Genomic DNA, 18,494 nt, shown 5'->3' with positions numbered 1-18,494 from the left:
TTTATCCGGCATAGCTCAGTTGGTAGTAGCGCATGACTGTTAATCATGATGTCGTAGGTTCGAGTCCTACTGCCGGAGTTGATACATGATTAGAAGCCTTGATATAATCGGGTTTCTTTTTTGCTATTTTTAAAATAGAATGCGGAATCTCAGTTTAAAATTATTATTTATAACACTAATTCAGGATCTTGGTTGATGAAAAGCTGATATTGGGATTTGTAATAGATTTCCGGGTGAGACAGGTGAGATGCCTATGTTTGCTGATGAGTTCACCCATAAATAATGCATTCTGGGGAGATTACGCGTAGCAATCAATCAAAATTTGAAAATTTTTAGTTCGAACTCATACCCTTACGCTGTTGCCTTCATCATCAGCTACTACATCAAGATTTTGGGGTTAATATAATGCAAGTGGCTGAGCAAAAACTCATTCATGGTCAAAGTGTAATAATCTCTCATAGCAAAAAAAGCTTAAAATCAAGTTAATTAAAACGTTGATTTTAAGCTTTTTGACTATTTTATGAACTTTTACCTAGACTCTCAATTTTATTCAAAAAAAGCTCTGTATAGTGCTTTTATAGCTGCTTTTTCTTGTTCGGAATTGATAACAATCATGATTGAAACTTCACTTGATCCTTGGGAAATCATTTGGATATTAATGTGATTATCTGATAGTGCTTTAGTTGCGGTAGCAGTTAAACCAATGTGACTTTTCATTTTTTCACCAACAATCATAATGATTGAGAGATCGTGTTCGATTTCTGCGTGGTCGACTTCTAACTTTTGTCTTAATTGACGAAGGATTTCTTCCTCTTTAATGGGGGTTAATTCACGATCCCGAAGAATAATAGATAAGTCATCGATACCGGTAGGCATATGCTCCCAGCGGATATTTAGATCTTCCAATATTTGCAGAACTTTTCTACCAAAACCGATTTCACGGTTCATGAGGTATTTAGACATGTTGATACTGGTGAAATGGGCATCTGCAGCAATACCTACTACAGGGAAGTCTCTGTTACTGTGCTTTAAAACAATTTTTGTACCAGGATGAGTGGGGTTATTTGTATTTTTAATAACGAGTGGAATTTTTCCACGGTAAGCTGGAATGAGTGCTTCGTCATGTAATACAGTAAAACCTGCATAAGCTAATTCGCGCATTTCGCGATAAGTTAATTCTGGAATGGAGTGTGGCATGTGGATAATGCCAGGATGTGCTGCAAAAATACCGTCAACATCTGTGAAATTTTCGTAAAGATCAGCTTTTACACCTGCCGCAATAATGGAGCCAGTAATATCGGACCCGCCACGTGAAAAGGTGCAGATCTGGTCGTCTTTTGTTACTCCAAAGAATCCTGGGATAATTAAGACTTCATCGGCTTCATTTAATTCTTCAATTTTATCATAACTGGAAGGGAGAAGTCGAGCATTTCCTGGTTCGCTGGATACAATGAGTCCTGCTTCTCTAGGGTGAACATAACGAGCATCTACGCCATTTTGGGTAAAATAAGCTGCAATGAGTTTCGCATTGTTATTTTCACCTGCAGCAAGAAAAGTATCGTACAAGAACTTATTATTTTCGATAGGAAGGCTTGCGAGCTTTTGGAAACTTTTTGAAATTCTCTCTAGAATATTTGGTTTAAGCTGCAGTTCTAACGCCATATCTCGATAACGCTGAATAATCCATTGTTGGTGTTTTGTTACGTCATTACCAGCAACATAGTCTCGATAATATTTAATGAGGGCATCTGTTACCTTTGTATCCTGAGTGCTTCGCTTCCCAGGTGCAGAGACAATCACGAAGCGACGTTCAGGATCAGCTTTTATAATCTGTAATACTTTTTCTAATTGACCAGCGGAGGCAAGTGAACTTCCTCCAAATTTAACAACTTTCATAAATTCTCCTATAGGCTGATTGTTTAAATTATAGCAAAATTCTGAAATCTTTTCAAATCTGCTTGTACTTACTTGCTAAAGCAAATATTTTATGTTAGAATGTAACCATATTGTTTGATATTCAAATAATTTAATTGGCAAAGAAAAGAATTGTTGGAGGCAATTTAATGCAATTTGAAAATATTTTATATAGTGTCAATGACGGTGTTGCGACTTTAACATTGAATCGCCCGGAGGTTTCCAATGGGTTTAATGTTCCCATGTGTGAGGAAATTTTAAAAGCCATTGAATTGGCTGCTGAGGATAAAGCTGTCCAAATATTGCTCATCAATGCAAATGGAAAAGTATTTTCTGTTGGTGGTGATTTGGCAGAAATGCAACGAGCAGTGGAGGCAGATGATATTCAGTCTTTGGTGAAAATTGCTGAATTAGTCAATGAAATTTCTTACTCAATGAAACAACTATCTAAGCCGATCATTATGAGTGTAGATGGACCAGTTGCTGGTGCGGCAGCTAATATGGTGGTAGCTGCAGATTTCTGTATTGCAACGGAGCGTTCTCGTTTTATTCAAGCTTTTGTGGGGGTAGGTCTTGCTCCTGATGCGGGTGGTCTGTATTTACTTGCTAGAGCGATTGGTGTGACGAGAGCAACTCAATTAGCAATGACAGGTGAACCGTTAAACGCAGAAAAAGCTTTAAATTACGGTCTTTTGTATAAAGTTTGTGAAGTTGAAAAGTTAGAAACTACAACGAATCAAGTGATTAAGAAGTTGAAACGTCATTCACTTAATTCTTATCGTGCTATTAAAGAATTGGTATGGAAGAGTTTGTTTACTGGTTGGGATGAGTATGCAAAACTCGAACTACAGTTGCAGAAGACATTGGCTTTCACAGAAGATTTCAAAGAAGGGGTGCGAGCTTATGCTGAGAAGCGTCGACCAAAATTTTCTGGGAAGTAAAAAAGTAGTTGCAATTTAATTTGACATTTGATATACTTTTCTAGTCAAATGTTTTGATGGTGAAAGTTTTTTTGTTAGAGGAGGATAGATTTTTGGATTACCAATTGGTCAATGATTATTTAACATCTATTTTCAATAATGTATTGGTTATTGAAGAATCTAGTTTGAGAGGCAGTCGCTTCAAAGATATCTCTATCAAAGAAATGCACACGATTGATGTTGTTGGAAAAAATCCTAATGCGACTCCTAGTAGCGTAGCAAAGGAATTGATGGTGACATTAGGAACCGTAACAACTAGTTTAAATAACCTTGAAAGAAAAGGCTATATTGAACGGACACGTTCAGAAGTTGATCGTCGTGTTGTTCATCTGAATTTGACAAAAAATGGTCGCCTAATTTATCGCTTGCATAGAAGATTTCACAAGAGAATGGTTGAAAGAATCATTGAAGGAATGGATGTTGAAGAGATGAAGGTCATGGGAAAAGGTCTGACTAATCTGTATCGTTTTCTAGAGGATTTGAAATAATGAACTATGCGAAAATTAGTCAAGTCGCTCATTATGCTCCAAGTCAGGTGGTTACAAATGATGATTTGGCAAAAATAATGGATACGAGCGATGAATGGATTTCAAGTCGGACAGGAATAGAACGCCGTCATCTGTCACAAACAGAATCAACGAGTGATTTGGCTACAAAGGTGGCAAGTCAATTGTTGAAAAAAGCGAATATCCATGCAGATGAGCTAGACTTTATCATTGTGGCAACTATCACCCCAGACTCTATGATGCCTTCAACGGCTGCACGAGTTCAAGCAAATATTGGTGCAAATCATGCTTTTGCCTTTGATTTGACAGCGGCTTGCAGTGGCTTTATCTTCGCTCTGTCGACAGCTGAAAAGTTAATTTCTTCAGGTCGTTACCAGAAGGGCTTTGTTATAGGAAGTGAAACCTTATCAAAAGTTCTTGACTGGTCTGATCGTTCAACTGCGGTTCTTTTCGGTGATGGTGCTGGTGGTGTTTTGCTAGAGAGCTCAGAGCAGCAGCATTTTTTAGCTGAAAGTCAATATACAGACGGTTCGCGTGGGGAAAGCTTGACTTGTGGTAAAGTTGGTTTATCTTCACCTTATTCTGAAAAGGGAGAAGTAGCGCCTTACTTGACAATGGATGGTCGAAAAATTTTTGATTTTGCTATTCGAGATGTGGCAAAATCTATAAAAAATACGATTGAATCCAGTGATATTCAAGTAGAGGATATTGACTATTTACTATTACATCAGGCCAATATTCGTATTTTAGATAAAATGGCGAAAAAGATTGGTGCAGCGAGGGAAAAACTTCCTGCAAATATGATGGAATATGGGAATACGAGTGCAGCGAGCATTCCAATTCTTTTATCTGAGTGTGTTGAAAAAGGACTCATTCACCTTGATGGCAGTCAAACAGTTTTGCTGTCAGGATTTGGTGGAGGTTTGACATGGGGCACACTTATTGTTACAATTTAGTTATTATGTGGTAAACACATGAATATAAATATTTATTTTTAAAGGAGTCTATCATGGCAGTATTTGAAAAAGTACAAGAAATTATTGTGGAAGAACTTGGTAAGGAACCTTCAGAAGTTACTCTTGAGTCAACTTTTGATGATCTTGATGCAGATTCATTGGATTTGTTCCAAGTTATTTCAGAAATCGAAGATGCATTCGATATTCAAATTGAAACTGAAGAAGGATTGAACACAGTTGGTGACTTGGTCGCTTATGTGGAAGAAAAAACAAAATAAAAAATGAAACGGGGCTGAGAGAAGATTCTCGCCCTCTTTTAAAAAAGGTATTGAGGTAGACAGTCAATTTTGCTGGGGTGGAACGATAAAATCAATTTAAAGATGATAGGTTCCACTCCCTCTTGTTTAGGTAATAGTTTGATTTTCAAATTATACAAAGGGTATACTTGAGATGATTGAGCTATTACTTAAGCAATATAAAGGAAGGTATTATGCAAACACGTGTTACAGAATTGTTAAATATTAAATATCCTATTTTCCAGGGAGGAATGGCCTGGGTTGCTGATGGTGACTTGGCTGGTGCAGTTTCTAAAGCGGGAGGTCTTGGCATTATTGGTGGTGGTAATGCACCGAAAGAAGTTGTCAAAGTTAATATTGATAAAATTAAGTCATTGACAGACAAACCTTTTGGCGTGAATATCATGCTGTTGTCACCGTTTGTGGAAGATATTGTTGACTTAGTGATTGAAGAAGGTGTCAAGGTTGTGACAACTGGTGCAGGAAATCCAAGTAAATATATGGCTCGTTTCCACGACGCAGGTATTACAGTCATTCCAGTAGTTCCAAGTGTAGCATTGGCTAAGCGAATGGAAAAAATTGGTGCAGATGCAGTCATTGCTGAAGGAATGGAAGCAGGTGGGCATATTGGAAAATTAACCACCATGACTTTGGTTCGTCAGGTAGTTGAAGCAGTTGATATTCCTGTGATTGCAGCGGGTGGAATCGCAGATGGTCGCGGTGCAGCTGCAGGCTTTATGCTTGGTGCAGAGGCTGTTCAAGTGGGAACACGTTTCGTCGTTGCAAAAGAGTCAAATGCGCACCAAAATTATAAAAATATGATTTTGAAAGCTCGGGATATTGATACCACTATTTCTGCTCAACATTTTGGTCATGCGGTACGAGCTTTGAAAAATAAACTAACTAGAGAATTTGACCAAGCAGAAAAGGGTGCTTTTAAGCAAGAAAATCCTGATTTAACTGTTTTTGAGAATTTAGGAGCTGGCGCTCTTGCAAATGCAGTTGTTCGCGGTGATGTTGAACATGGTTCTGTCATGTCAGGACAAATTGCGGGGCTTGTCAGCAAAGAAGAAACAGTTGAAGAAATTTTAAAAGATATTTACTACGGTGCAGCAGAGGTAATCCAAAAAGAAGCTAGCCGTTGGGCAGGAGTAACTAGAAATGACTAAAACAGCCTTTCTATTTGCAGGTCAGGGTGCTCAGTATCTGGGAATGGCTCGTGACCTTTACGATCAGTTTGATGTAGTAAGGACAACCTATGATGAAGCAAGTCAAGTATTGGGCTATGATCTACGATATCTGATAGATAATGAGGAAGAAAAGCTCAATCAGACACGCTATACTCAGCCAGCAATTTTAACCACTTCGGTTGCTATTTACCGATTATTGCAAGAAAAAGGAATGCATGCTGATATGGTAGCAGGCCTTTCTCTTGGGGAATACTCTGCCATGGTAGCAGCAGGTGCTTTGAAGTTTACAACGGCGGTTGATTTGGTGGCAAAGCGTGGTGCTTTTATGGAAGAAGCAGCTCCTGCTGGCTCTGGTAAAATGGTTGCGGTTTTAAATGCCGATTTAGCTACAATTGAAGTAGCTTGTCAAAAGGCAAGCCAGCTAGGAATTGTATCACCAGCAAATTACAATACACCTAGTCAGATTGTTATTGGTGGTGAAGTTGAAGCGGTTAACAAAGCAGTGGAATTGTTAAAAGAAGCTGGTGTTAAGCGTCTCATCCCTTTGAATGTTTCCGGTCCATTTCATACAGCTTTGCTAAAACCTGCAAGTGATAAATTGGCAAAAGTTTTGGAAACAGTTGAATTTGCTGATTTCAAACTTCCTTTGGTAGGAAATACAGAAGCAACTGTCATGGAACAAGGACGAATTAAGGAACTCTTAACTCGTCAAGTTATGGAACCAGTTCGTTTTTATGATAGTATTGCAACGATGCAAAAAGTTGGTGTAACTAATTTTATTGAAATTGGTCCAGGTAAGGTTCTTTCTGGTTTTGTTAAAAAAATTGATAAATCAGCAAAGGTTGCTCACGTTGAAGATGTTAGAAGTTTATCTACTCTTCTAGAAAATAAGGAATAGGTATGGAACTTAAAGGTAAAAATGTTTTTATAACTGGTTCAACACGTGGAATTGGTCTTGCAATGGCACATAAGTTTGCGAGTCTAGGTGCCAACATTGTTTTAAACGGTCGCCGTGAGATTGATGAGGAGCTCGTTTCTGAATTTTCAGATTATGGTGTACAAGTGGTTTCTATCTCTGGTGATGTGTCAGACAGCACGGATGCCAAGCGGATGGTAGAAGAAACTATCGAAAAACTTGGAAGCGTGGATATTCTGGTTAATAATGCAGGGATTACAAAAGATAAACTCATGCTAAAATTGACAGAGGAAGATTTTGAGCAGGTCTTGAAAGTAAATCTTGTTGGTGCTTTTAATATGACTCAAGCGGTTTTGAAGCCAATGTCGAAAGCTCGTCAAGGTGCTGTTATCAATGTATCAAGTGTGGTTGGTTTGATTGGCAATGTCGGTCAAGCAAACTATGCGGCTTCTAAGGCTGGACTGATCGGATTTACTAAGTCTGTAGCGCGTGAAGTAGCAGCCCGCAATGTACGAGTGAATGCTATTGCACCAGGTATGATTGAGTCAGATATGACCGATATTTTGTCTGATAAAGTGAAAGAAGCTACGTTAGCACAAATTCCGATGAAACGTTTTGGAAATACCAGCGAAGTAGCAGAAGTGGCAGTCTTTCTAGCTCGTCAAGAGTATTTAACTGGGCAAGTCATTGCTATTGATGGCGGGTTAACCATGAGGTAGAAGATGACTAAAACTTATGAGTTTTAAGCATGTGATATATTTTCTTAATAAAGGAGTTCGAAATGAAACTAAATCGAGTTGTTGTAACAGGATATGGAGTAACTTCACCTATTGGAAACACACCCGAAGAGTTTTGGGATAGTCTAAAAGAAGGGAAGATTGGTATTGGTCCAATTACGAATTTTGATCCTAGTGTGATTGGTGTACATAATGCAGCAGAAATTAAAGATTTCCCGCTAGAAAAACATTTTGTTAAAAAAGACAAAAATCGTATGGATATGTATTCCATTTATGCCATTCATGCAGCTTTAGAAGCGTTAGAAAATGCTCATCTAGATACCGAGACAGTTGACCATGATCGATTTGGTGTCATTGTATCTAGTGGGATTGGTGGCTTAAAAGAATTGCAAGATCAAATTATCCGAATGCATGAAAGAGGAGCCAATCGTATCCAACCGCTCTTCATTCCTAAAGCACTTTCAAATATGGGAGCCGGAAATATCGCTATTCGTGTGGGAGCTAATGGGGTGTGTAAATCTATTACAACTGCTTGTGCGTCTTCTAATGATGCTATTGGAGAGGCATTCCGTGAAATTAAATTTGGTTTTCAAGATGTTATTTTAGCAGGTGGTTCTGAATGCTCTATCAACGAAATTGGCATCGGCGGTTTTGCAGCTCTTACAGCTCTTTCCACAAATGAAGATCCAAAACGTTCGTCTATTCCATTTGATAAAGATCGAAATGGATTTGTAATGGGAGAAGGGGCAGGTGTTTTAGTAATTGAAAGTCTAGAACATGCTGAAAAACGTGGGGCAACGATTTTAGCAGAAATTGTGGGGTATGGAAATACTTGTGACGCATATCACATGACAACACCATCACCAGCTGGTACAGGGGCTGCTAAAGCTATGAAACTAGCCATTGAAGAAGCAGGATTACAACCTTCAGACATTGCCTATGTGAATGCTCATGGAACTTCTACACAAGCCAATGAAAAGGGTGAAAGTCAAGCGATTGTTAGTGTTCTTGGAAAAGAAGTACCAGTTTCTTCTACGAAATCTTTCACAGGTCACCTTCTTGGTGCAGCTGGTGCAGTAGAAGCTATTGCAACGATTGAGGCAATGCGTCATAACTTTGTACCGATGACTGCAGGAACGCAAGAACTTTCAGATGATATCGAGGCGAATGTCATCTATGGTCAAGGGCAAGAACATGATATTCCGTATGCGATTTCAAATACCTTTGGCTTTGGTGGGCACAATGCTGTACTTGCATTCAAGCGCTGGGAGGCTTAAATGAATATCAATGAAATCAAAGATTTGATGGCTCAATTTGACCAATCAAGTCTGCGTGAATTTTCTTATAAAAATCAAAGTGATGAATTAACGTTCAGTAAAAATGAAAGAACAGTTGAATCAATTGCTCCTTCTGCAGAGGATTCAACAGTGAACACCAATCTTGTTTCACAAGTCGAAGTTACCCAGCCAACTGTTCCTCCAATTGTGGAGGAAACCATTAGTCCAGAAATACCCATAGCTGAAGGCGATGTAGTAGAAAGTCCATTGGTTGGAGTTGCTTATCTTGCTTCAGGTCCTGATAAACCTTCTTTTGTTTCCGTTGGCGACCAAGTGAAGAAGGGGCAAACCTTGATGATTATTGAGGCCATGAAAGTGATGAATGAAGTTCCGTCACCTAAGGACGGTATTGTGACAGAAATTCTTGTCCAAAACGAAGAAATGGTCGAATTTGGGAAAGGTTTGGTGCGGATTAAATGATTGATATCAATGCGATAAAAGAAGCTCTTCCACATCGTTATCCTATGCTATTGGTTGACCGTGTGCTGGAAGTGAAAGAAGATGAGATTGTAGCGCTTAAAAATGTTACAATCAATGAGCCTTTCTTTAACGGTCATTTTCCTAAATATCCTGTCATGCCAGGAGTTCTCATTATGGAGGCTTTGGCTCAAACAGCCGGTGTTTTGGAATTGTCCAAGGAGGAAAATAAGGGGAAATTGGTCTTTTATGCCGGAATGGACAAGGTGAAATTTAAAAAACAAGTTGTTCCTGGTGATCAGCTCATCATGACAGCGAAGTTTGTGAAGCGTCGTGGCACCATTGCGGTTGTGGAAGCGAAAGCAGAAGTTGACGGGAAGTTGGCAGCGAGTGGTACTTTAACTTTTGCCCTCGGACAATAAAAAAGGAGATTTCACCATGTTTCGTAAGATTTTAATTGCCAACCGTGGGGAAATTGCGGTCAGAATTATTCGTGCAGCTAGAGAATTAGGGATTGCGACAGTCGCAGTCTATTCTACTGCTGACAAAGAAGCTCTCCATACTTTACTGGCAGATGAAGCGGTTTGTATAGGTCCGGCAAAGTCGACAGAATCCTACCTCAATATGAATGCGGTTCTTTCTGCCGCAGTTTTGACTGGAGCAGAGGCAATTCATCCAGGCTTTGGTTTTTTGAGTGAAAATTCTAAGTTTGCGACGATGTGCGAGGAAGTTGGTATTAAATTTATCGGTCCTTCGGGAGCGGTAATGGATTTAATGGGTGATAAAATCAATGCGCGTGCTCAGATGATTAAGGCTAATGTGCCTGTAATCCCAGGTTCTGATGGCGAAGTTCATACGTCAGACGAAGCACTTGCAGTTGCAGAAAAAATCGGCTATCCAGTTATGCTAAAAGCTTCCGCTGGCGGTGGTGGCAAAGGCATTCGGAAAGTCGAAAGGGTGGAAGATTTAGTAGCCGCCTTTGAATCGGCTTCCAGCGAAGCCAAAGCGGCTTTCGGAAATGGCGCCATGTATATGGAGCGTGTCATTTATCCAGCTCGGCATATTGAAGTCCAAATTTTGGCTGACCAACATGGTCATGTTGTCCACTTAGGCGAGCGCGATTGTTCACTTCAAAGAAATAATCAAAAAGTGCTGGAAGAAAGTCCGTCGGTTGCGATTGGCAAGACCCTTCGTCGTAAAATTGGGGAAGCTGCTGTACGAGCTGCCCAATCTGTCGGATATGAAAACGCTGGAACGATTGAATTCTTATTTGATGAAGGCAAAAGAGAATTTTATTTCATGGAAATGAATACTCGTGTCCAAGTGGAGCATCCGATAACGGAATTTGTAACGGGGGTGGACATTGTTAAGGAGCAAATCAAAATTGCTGTGGGGCAAGAGCTGCCTTTTAACCAAGAAGATATTCATATAACAGGTCATGCGATTGAGTGTCGAATCAATGCGGAAAATCCTGCATTTAACTTTGCACCAAGTCCGGGAAAGATTTCCAATCTCTATCTACCGAGTGGTGGAGTGGGGTTGCGTGTGGATTCTGCAGTTTATCCTGGCTACACGATTCCGCCGTATTATGACAGCATGATTGCCAAGATTATTGTTCATGGTGAAAATCGCTTTGATGCATTAATGAAAATGCAGCGTGCGCTCTATGAGTTAGAAATCGACGGCGTTGTGACAAATAGCGGTTTTCAGTTAGATTTGATTTCAGACCCACATGTCATTGCTGGCGATTATGATACAGCTTTTCTTATGGAGAAATTTTTACCAGCTTATCAAAAGAAAAAGTAGAGGAGTAAAGGATATAAGTCATGGCTTTGTTTTCCAAAAAGGATAAGTATATTCGGATCAATCCAAACCGTTCCAGTCGTGAGAAACCTCAAGTGAAACCAGAGTTTCCGGATGAACTGTTTTCAAAATGTCCAGGATGTAAGCATATCATTTACCAAAAAGATTTGGGAAGTGAACGGATTTGCCCGCAATGTGGCTATACGTTTCGTATTTCAGCTTTTGAACGCCTCAATTTAACGGTAGATGCCAATAGTTTTGAGGAATTATTTACAGGAATTGAAACATCAGACCCCTTGAAGTTTCCTAAATATCGTGAAAAATTAAGGACTGTCCGTGAAAAAACAGGTTTGGATGAAGCGGTATTGACAGGAATTGCGACAATCGGTGGTCAAAAAACTGCACTGGGGATCATGGATTCCAACTTTATCATGGCTTCTATGGGAACGGTCGTTGGAGAAAAAATTACTCGTCTTTTTGAATATGCTACAGAACATCAGTTGCCAGTCACTTTGTTTACAGCTTCTGGTGGCGCTCGCATGCAAGAAGGAATTATGAGTTTGATGCAAATGGCTAAAGTATCCGCAGCGGTGAAACGTCATTCTAATGCTGGCTTGTTTTATTTGACGATCTTAACAGACCCGACCACGGGTGGGGTGACGGCTTCATTTGCCATGGAAGGAGACATCATTTTGGCTGAAACGCAAGCGCTTGTTGGCTTTGCAGGTCGCCGAGTAATTGAAACAACCGTTCGTGAAAAATTGCCAGATGACTTCCAAAAGGCAGAATTTTTGCTTGAACATGGTTTTGTTGATGCCATTGTCAAACGCTTGGAATTGCGCTCCACCATTGCAATGTTATTGGCTTTCCATGGAGGTGAACAATGACAAAGATTACCCGAATTATTAAAGAAGCACGAGATCAGGCACGATTGACAGCTTTGGATTTTGCGCAAGGAATTTGCGAGAATTTTATTGAATTACATGGCGATCGTTCTTTTCGAGATGACGGAGCGGTTATTGGTGGAATCGGAACTTTAGATGGTCAGCCCATCACCGTTGTTGGGATTCAAAAAGGACGCAATCTACAGGATAATTTGCAACGGAATTTTGGACAACCTCATCCAGAAGGTTATCGAAAAGCACTTCGCTTGATGAAGCAGGCAGAGAAATTTGGTCGTCCTGTCGTTACGTTTATCAATACAGCCGGTGCTTATCCGGGAGTTGGGGCTGAAGAGCGCGGTCAAGGAGAAGCTATTGCGCGTAATTTGCTAGAGATGAGCGATTTAAAGGTGCCGATTATCGCTATTATTATCGGTGAAGGCGGATCTGGAGGAGCGCTAGCTTTAGCTGTTGCAGACAAGGTCTGGATGCTAGAAAATTCAATTTACGCGGTGCTTAGTCCCGAAGGTTTTGCTTCTATCTTGTGGAAAGACGGCAGTCGTGCTATGGAAGCTGCAGAACTCATGAAAATCACTTCTCATGAGCTTCTTGATATGGGAGTAGTGGACAAGGTGATTCCAGAAGCAAGGCTTAGCAATCAGGATTTATTGTATGCTGTGAAGCAAGAAATAGTTGCTGAATTAGCAAATTTGTCTCAGCTACCACTTGAACAACTTTTAGAAGCACGTTACCAACGATTTCGAAAATACTAATAAAAATCAGAAGTGGATTGGCTTGTACCGTTCACTTCTATTTTTTTATTTTTAAAATACGCTTTTCTGTAATATTTTCTGTTATAATAGAGAATGGACAAAAGGAGAAGAGATGTTTATTATTGATTTTATCTTGCATATTGATGCACACATTTATAATATTGCTCATGCTGTAGGTGGCTGGACGTATTTGATTTTGTTTTTGGTAATTTTTATTGAGACAGCTGCGGTAGTATTTCCATTCCTGCCGGGAGACAGCTTACTTTTTGCTGCAGGCGCTCTATCAGCTAATCCAGCAATGCATTTTAATGTTCTACTTTTTATGCTTCTATTTTTTGTGGGAGCTTTTGCTGGCGATACCTGTAATTTCTTCATTGGCAGAACCTTGGGTTATCGATTTGTACATTATAAATTTTTCAGTAAATTGATAAAAGAAGAAAATATCAAAGAAGCAGAAGTGTATTTTGAAAAACATGGTTCTACTTCTATTATTTTAGGACGCTATATTCCCATTATTCGTACCTTTGTACCATTTGTAGCAGGCATTAGCCAATTCCCAGTTCAGTCTTTTCTGAAACGAGCTTTTATCGCAGCTTTGTCTTGGTCTTTGATTGCGACTGGGGCAGGCTATCTTTTTGGGAATATCCCCTTTGTGAAAACTCATTTTTCAGCGATTATTTTGGGAATTGTCATTGTCACCTTGCTCCCAACTGTGATAAGTGTGGTTCGAAGTGCAATGATTAAAAAGCGAAACAATCAAATGAAGAGATAAGAAAACTCTGAGATGATTTGAAAATCTCAGAGTTTTTATGTTATCTTGGAGCAATCATTTTCACACCGCCCATGTATGGACGAAGTACTTCTGGAATAGTGACGGAGCCGTCTTCATTTTGATAATTTTCAAGAATAGCTGCAACGGTACGACCAACTGCAAGACCGGATCCATTCAAAGTGTGTAGGAGTTTGACCTTGCCATCTGCTTCGTCACGGTAACGGATTTGGGCACGACGAGCTTGGAAATCTTCGGTATTGGAACAGCTAGAAATTTCACGGTAGGTATTCTGTGCTGGAATCCAGACTTCCAAGTCGTAGGTCTTCGCTGCAGAGAAGCCCATATCCCCTGTAGAAAGTGCAACAACGCGGTAAGGAAGATTTAATTTCTGAAGGATATTTTCGGCGTTAGCGGTCATTTTTTCTAATTCTTCATAAGAATGCTCTGGTTTGGCAAATTTGACCATTTCCACTTTGTGGAATTGATGCAAACGAATCAAACCACGGGTGTCACGACCGGCAGAACCAGCTTCAGAACGGAAAGACGGACTCATGGCTGTGAAGTAGATTGGCAAGTCTTTTCCGTCTAAAATTTCCCCACGGTAGTAGTTTGTCAAAGGAACTTCAGCAGTTGGAATGAGAACGTAATTTGTATCGCTCAATTCAAACGTATCTTCTTTGAATTTTGGATATTGACCAGTCCCAAACATAGAATCGTGATTAACCATGTAAGGAGGAATGACTTCTGTGTAGCCCTCTTTTTGATGCTCGTCTAACATGAAATTATAAATAGCGCGTTCTAGACGAGCTCCTAATCCTTTGTAAAAGAGGAAGCGAGCGCCAGTTACTTTTGCCCCGCGTTCCCAGTCGAGAATATCAAGATTTTCCCCAAGATCCCAGTGAGCTTTTACATCAAAGTCAAACACACGTGGCGTCCCCCAACGGCGAACTTCTACATTATCGTCTTCGTCAGCACCTACCGGCACACTATCGTGAGGAATATTTGGCAAAGTCGTTGTAAACTCGGTTAATGTAGCGTCAATTTCTGCTAACTCTGCGTCTAATGCTTTAACTTCAGCAGATAATGTTTGCATGGCAGCAATTTTATCATCAGCATTGTCTTTATTACGTTTCGCTTGGGCAATTTCTGCTGAAACCGTGTTACGCTCTGCTTTTAAATTTTCAACCTTGACCAAGAGTTCACGGCGTTTGCTATCAAACTCTTTCATTTTATCAAGTGTTGCAGCGTCAACGCCACGAGTAGCTAATTTTTTTGCGATGATATCAAAATCTGTGCGAATGCGTTTAATATCTAACATCAGAACCTCCTGAAATAAAAATACACCTATGAAAGTGTTGGAGTGGCAGAGCCACGGTCCCATCCAACTTCACATAAGTGCACTTGATTGTTTATGAAATTAGTATCACGGTAGAATTTCAAGCTAGCTCCCTATCTGCTCACAGCTGCCGCAGACTTTCTGAAAGAGATACTAGATTTACTTATCCGTTTCCTATGATTATACAAGAATTCTTATTTTTTTGCAAATAGATTTTTAAAAAATTGACCAATTGTTTGAATCAGTGTCGGTAATTTAATGACCTTTTCATTGCCGATATGATTTCGAGCATGTTTCAAAATAGTTCCAGCATCTTTTGAAGCGAAAAGGAATTTTCCTTTATTGGTAAAGACTTCAAAATGACGACTAATTCGTTTGCCAGACACATTGGCACCGATTTGATGGATAGTATCCCAAGGGATTTGAATATAGTCTTCGACATTGGCATCTGCATAAAATTCGAGCGCTTTATCTCCAACTAAGAATTTTCCAACTTTTCCTCCAATTCCCAGATAAGAAGTTCCTGTTGTTTGAAAATCAATTTTTGTATTTTGTGACTGTGCCATGTTCAATCCTCGTTTATCTATTATCCTCCCTATTATAGCACATTTATTGTCAATAAAAAAGAAGGCCGAAACCTTCTTTTTGTTATTTACATGATTCCGAAGAAGCGTGCTACAATACCAACGATGAAGAGACCGATGATAATTGTGATTGGTGAAACTTTTTTCTTAAGTAACCACATGCATAGGAATGTAAGAAGAAGCCCCATCAAGCCAGGAATTAAAGCATCTAACTGTCCTTGAAGTGTTTGAGCTTGTATTTTATCAAGTCCAAGACCACTATTTACTTGACCAAGGATATCATGTAATTGTTGACCAGTAACATTTCCTTTAGGGAATTCAATGTAAGCACCTTTAGACAAAGTTTTAGAAGGAAGTCCTACCGTAAAGGCAATATTTACCCAACGTTCAACAAGAACGGCGATGATGAACATACCAAGGATTGAAGCTCCTTTGGTGATGTCTTGAAGGATACCACCTGACATGTCTTTTGTAATTTCAGAACCAGCTTTGTAGCCAAGTTCTTGAGTGTACCATAAGAAGGCCATACGGATAAGATTCCAAAGTACGAAGAAGAGGATTGGCCCCATCACGTTACCTGCCATAGCAAGTGAGGCACCAAGAGCACCGAGGATAGGACGAACGGTAAACCAGAAGACTGGGTCACCGATACCAGCAAGAGGTCCCATCATACCGATTTTAACCCCTTGGATAGCAGTGTTGTCAATTTCAGCCCCGTTAGCCTTTTCTTCTTCAAGGGCGAGTGTCACACCAATTATAGGAGCAGCTACGTATGGGTGAGTATTAAAGAATTCCAAGTGACGTTCAAGAGCCGCAGCACGGTCTTCTTTAGAAGTGTAAAGTTTTTTGATAGCTGGGATAAGTGCGTACGCCCAACCTAAGTTTTGCATCCGTTCATAGTTCCAAGAACCTTGCAAGAAAGTTGAACGCCACCAAACTTTTTGACGATCTGATTTTGATAATTGAATTTTTTCTGTCATGGTATTAGTAGCTCCTTTCTTAGTAGTCTTCTAAAATATCACCAATTGGGTCATTTGATGTAGCAGAACCGCCACCACCATTTCCGCCTTTTTTAGAAAGGTTGATGTAAATCAAGGCAATTGCGACACCAATAGTACCCATAGCAATAAGAGTAAGGTTTGATAAAGCTGCAAGTGCAAAACCGATAGCAAAGAATGGCCATACTTCGCGAGTTGCCATCATGTTGATAACCATCGCGTAACCAACGGCAACGACCATACCACCACCGACAGCCATACCACCTGACAACCAAGCAGGCATAGCATTCAAGACACCTTGAACAACTGATGTTGGAACTGCAAGAAGAAGAGCAGCAGGAATAGCAATACGAAGACCTTGAAGAAGAAGTGCAACTAAGTGAGTACGTTCTACAGCACCGATGTTACCTTCTTTAGCAGCAGCATCAGCACCGTGAACAAGACCTACTGAAATTGTACGAACAATCATTGTAAGGAAGAGACCTGCAACTGCAAGAGGGATAGCAGTTGTATAAGCGAAACTGATACCTTTATCAGTGAAGTCGCCACCTTGTACCATGATGATTGCAGATGCTACAGAAGCAAGTGCAGCATCAGGAGCAACGGCAGCACCAATGTTTGCCCAACCAAGAGCAATCATTTGAAGTGTACCACCAAGGATGACACCTGCTTCCAAGTGTCCTGTTACAAGACCAATCAAGGTACAAGCAACAAGTGGTTGGTGGAATTGAAATTGGTCCAAGATTCCTTCGAGTCCAGCAAGAAAGGCAACGAAGACCACTAAAATCATAGAAATAATTGACATATTCTAAATCCTTTCCATTATTGAACGTTGGCTTTTTTAATTAAGTCAAACAAATCTTTTTTGGAGTCATTTGGCACTTTACGTACGTCAAATTCCACTCCGAGGTCACGCAATTTTTCAAAGGTTGCAACATCGTCTTTGTCCATTGACAAAACGTTATTGACCATTGTTTTACCAGTTGAGTGAGCCATTGAGCCAACATTGAGTGTTTTGATATCGACACCGCCTTCAACAGCACGGAGTGCATCTTGAGGAGTTTCAAAAAGAATCAGTGCATGTGTGTTACCAAAACGAGGGTCTTTTGCTACCGCAATCAATTTGTCAATTGGGACAACATTTGCTTTGACATTACCAGGAGCAGCTTGTTTGATCAACTCTTTACGAAGTTTATCAGCTGATACGGAGTCAGAAGCAACGATGATACGGTCTGCTTTAGAATCTGGTGTCCAAGCAGTTGCAACTTGACCGTGAAGAAGACGTGTATCGATACGAGCAAGATTGATTTTCAACTTGCCGTCGCCGATAACGGTTCCTTCTGGAATAGCAGCTTGAGCAGTTGGTGCAGCCGGTGCACTTGCTACCTCAGCTACAGGATTTAGTTCTTCAGGAAGAGCTTTCACTCCGTCCTTGGCTTCTTTGATGATGTTTGCGGCAACAGCGTCAACGCCAGCATTGGCATCCATCATTCGTTCTGTATAAGCTTGAATCAACATTGGCAGATTCAAACCTGTAATGATCGCGAACTTACGGTCAGGATTTTCACCCATTACGCGGCTAGCTTGGTTAAATGGAGAACCACTCCACAGGTCAGCCAAAACTAGAACTTCATCGTTCGCGTCAAAAGCAGCCACAGCGTCATTGAACTTAGCATACAAATCATCAGGACCTTCATTTGGCATAAAAGTTACAACTTGAACTTTTTCTTGCTCACCAAAAATCATAGAACCTGATTGATGAATACCAGCAGCAAATTCACCATGGCTTGCAATAATGATTCCGATACTCATTATTGTCTTTCCTCCTTATAAAATGTTTGACTTAAGTTTAAGAAAAATTTAAGACTACTTAAGTATAAAACGTTTTCATGAAAAATGCAATAGTTTGAGCTAAAAAAATCAAAATCTTTCATATTTTTGACAGATTGTAAACGGACAAAACTAGCAATTTAAACAATATATTAACCTTGAAAAGCGATTGGAAAAATAATGAAAATTTTGAAAAAATAATTCTATCTACACGAATTATTAAATAAGAAAGAGGAAAATCAATAAAAAATCTAGAAATATTTTAAAT

20 protein-coding genes and 1 tRNA gene are annotated in these 18,494 nt (G+C 39.9%); 15 read left to right on the top strand and 6 right to left on the bottom strand.

What is annotated here, in order from left to right:
• Positions 1–4 precede the first annotated feature (4 nt).
• Positions 5–78: transfer RNA gene (locus tag RG565_RS08675), tRNA-Asn, on the top strand.
• 468 nt (positions 79–546) lie between these two features.
• Here RG565_RS08675 and RG565_RS08670 read toward each other — a convergent pair.
• Positions 547–1,896 carry an aspartate kinase gene (locus tag RG565_RS08670; RefSeq protein WP_247937506.1) on the bottom strand — a complete coding sequence of 450 codons (1,350 nt, stop codon included), beginning with the start codon at positions 1,894–1,896 and terminating at the stop codon, positions 547–549.
• 167 nt (positions 1,897–2,063) lie between these two features.
• Between RG565_RS08670 and RG565_RS08665 the strand changes: the two genes are divergently transcribed.
• The 14 genes from RG565_RS08665 to RG565_RS08600 all read left to right on the top strand — a co-directional run bounded on the left by RG565_RS08665 (position 2,064) and on the right by RG565_RS08600 (position 13,478).
• A complete protein-coding gene (locus tag RG565_RS08665; protein WP_003043475.1) occupies positions 2,064–2,855 on the top strand; it encodes an enoyl-CoA hydratase in 792 nt (263 codons plus the stop codon).
• Between the two features lie 92 nt (positions 2,856–2,947).
• Positions 2,948–3,382 (top strand): MarR family winged helix-turn-helix transcriptional regulator, encoded by a 435-nt coding sequence (locus tag RG565_RS08660; RefSeq protein ID WP_151380439.1) that lies wholly within the window; start codon positions 2,948–2,950, stop codon positions 3,380–3,382.
• Positions 3,382–4,356: a beta-ketoacyl-ACP synthase III gene (locus RG565_RS08655; protein ID WP_003043271.1), complete on the top strand. Its 975-nt coding sequence runs from the start codon at positions 3,382–3,384 to the stop codon at positions 4,354–4,356. Before RG565_RS08660 ends, RG565_RS08655 begins: the two co-directional genes overlap by 1 nt.
• 53 nt (positions 4,357–4,409) lie before the next feature.
• A complete protein-coding gene (locus RG565_RS08650) occupies positions 4,410–4,634 on the top strand; it encodes an acyl carrier protein (protein ID WP_003026017.1) in 225 nt (74 codons plus the stop codon).
• Between the two features lie 212 nt (positions 4,635–4,846).
• The gene (gene fabK, locus RG565_RS08645; protein WP_247937505.1) at positions 4,847–5,821 is read left to right on the top strand and encodes an enoyl-[acyl-carrier-protein] reductase FabK; all 975 of its coding nucleotides are present in this window, start codon (positions 4,847–4,849) and stop codon (positions 5,819–5,821) included.
• Positions 5,814–6,740 (top strand): ACP S-malonyltransferase, encoded by a 927-nt coding sequence (gene fabD, locus RG565_RS08640; RefSeq protein ID WP_247937504.1) that lies wholly within the window; start codon positions 5,814–5,816, stop codon positions 6,738–6,740. Before fabK ends, fabD begins: the two co-directional genes overlap by 8 nt.
• Positions 6,741–6,742: 2 nt before the next feature.
• A complete protein-coding gene (gene fabG / locus RG565_RS08635; protein WP_004224368.1) occupies positions 6,743–7,477 on the top strand; it encodes a 3-oxoacyl-[acyl-carrier-protein] reductase in 735 nt (244 codons plus the stop codon).
• A 62-nt stretch (positions 7,478–7,539) separates the two neighbouring features.
• Entirely contained in the window at positions 7,540–8,772 is a 1,233-nt protein-coding gene (gene fabF, locus RG565_RS08630; protein WP_003033777.1) for a beta-ketoacyl-ACP synthase II, read from the top strand.
• Complete coding sequence (accB, locus tag RG565_RS08625) at positions 8,773–9,252, top strand: acetyl-CoA carboxylase biotin carboxyl carrier protein (protein ID WP_004224978.1); 480 nt, start codon at positions 8,773–8,775, stop codon at positions 9,250–9,252.
• On the top strand, positions 9,249–9,671 hold the full coding sequence (gene fabZ / locus RG565_RS08620; RefSeq protein ID WP_021001275.1) for a 3-hydroxyacyl-ACP dehydratase FabZ: 423 nt from the start codon (positions 9,249–9,251) through the stop codon (positions 9,669–9,671). Before accB ends, fabZ begins: the two co-directional genes overlap by 4 nt.
• Positions 9,672–9,687: 16 nt before the next feature.
• The gene (gene accC, locus RG565_RS08615) at positions 9,688–11,055 is read left to right on the top strand and encodes an acetyl-CoA carboxylase biotin carboxylase subunit (RefSeq protein ID WP_247937503.1); all 1,368 of its coding nucleotides are present in this window, start codon (positions 9,688–9,690) and stop codon (positions 11,053–11,055) included.
• Positions 11,056–11,075: 20 nt separating this feature from the next.
• On the top strand, positions 11,076–11,939 hold the full coding sequence (gene accD / locus RG565_RS08610; RefSeq protein WP_049514550.1) for an acetyl-CoA carboxylase, carboxyltransferase subunit beta: 864 nt from the start codon (positions 11,076–11,078) through the stop codon (positions 11,937–11,939).
• Positions 11,936–12,706, top strand: a complete 771-nt coding sequence (locus tag RG565_RS08605; RefSeq protein WP_151380436.1) for an acetyl-CoA carboxylase carboxyl transferase subunit alpha — start codon at positions 11,936–11,938, stop codon at positions 12,704–12,706. Before accD ends, RG565_RS08605 begins: the two co-directional genes overlap by 4 nt.
• Before the next feature lie 112 nt (positions 12,707–12,818).
• A complete protein-coding gene (locus RG565_RS08600) occupies positions 12,819–13,478 on the top strand; it encodes a VTT domain-containing protein (RefSeq protein WP_003043593.1) in 660 nt (219 codons plus the stop codon).
• A 40-nt stretch (positions 13,479–13,518) separates the two neighbouring features.
• On the opposite strand, the gene serS is transcribed toward RG565_RS08600, so the two are convergent.
• The 5 genes from serS to RG565_RS08575 form a co-directional block, all read right to left on the bottom strand.
• Entirely contained in the window at positions 13,519–14,796 is a 1,278-nt protein-coding gene (serS, locus tag RG565_RS08595; protein ID WP_247905461.1) for a serine--tRNA ligase, read from the bottom strand.
• A gap of 212 nt (positions 14,797–15,008) precedes the next feature.
• Positions 15,009–15,380, bottom strand: coding sequence for a DUF956 family protein (locus RG565_RS08590; protein ID WP_004224344.1), 372 nt, complete (start codon positions 15,378–15,380; stop codon positions 15,009–15,011).
• Positions 15,381–15,466: 86 nt separating this feature from the next.
• Positions 15,467–16,378 (bottom strand): PTS system mannose/fructose/sorbose family transporter subunit IID, encoded by a 912-nt coding sequence (locus RG565_RS08585; RefSeq protein ID WP_003033774.1) that lies wholly within the window; start codon positions 16,376–16,378, stop codon positions 15,467–15,469.
• A gap of 19 nt (positions 16,379–16,397) precedes the next feature.
• Complete coding sequence (locus RG565_RS08580) at positions 16,398–17,201, bottom strand: PTS mannose/fructose/sorbose transporter subunit IIC (RefSeq protein ID WP_003033793.1); 804 nt, start codon at positions 17,199–17,201, stop codon at positions 16,398–16,400.
• 17 nt (positions 17,202–17,218) lie between these two features.
• Complete coding sequence (locus RG565_RS08575; RefSeq protein WP_004344531.1) at positions 17,219–18,208, bottom strand: PTS sugar transporter subunit IIB; 990 nt, start codon at positions 18,206–18,208, stop codon at positions 17,219–17,221.
• Positions 18,209–18,494 lie beyond the last annotated feature (286 nt).

The organism is Streptococcus sp. IsoGale021 (assembly GCF_031142795.1).
In the GTDB taxonomy this organism is placed as follows: domain Bacteria; phylum Bacillota; class Bacilli; order Lactobacillales; family Streptococcaceae; genus Streptococcus; species Streptococcus hominis.
This window is presented reverse-complemented; position numbering and strand designations above follow the sequence as displayed.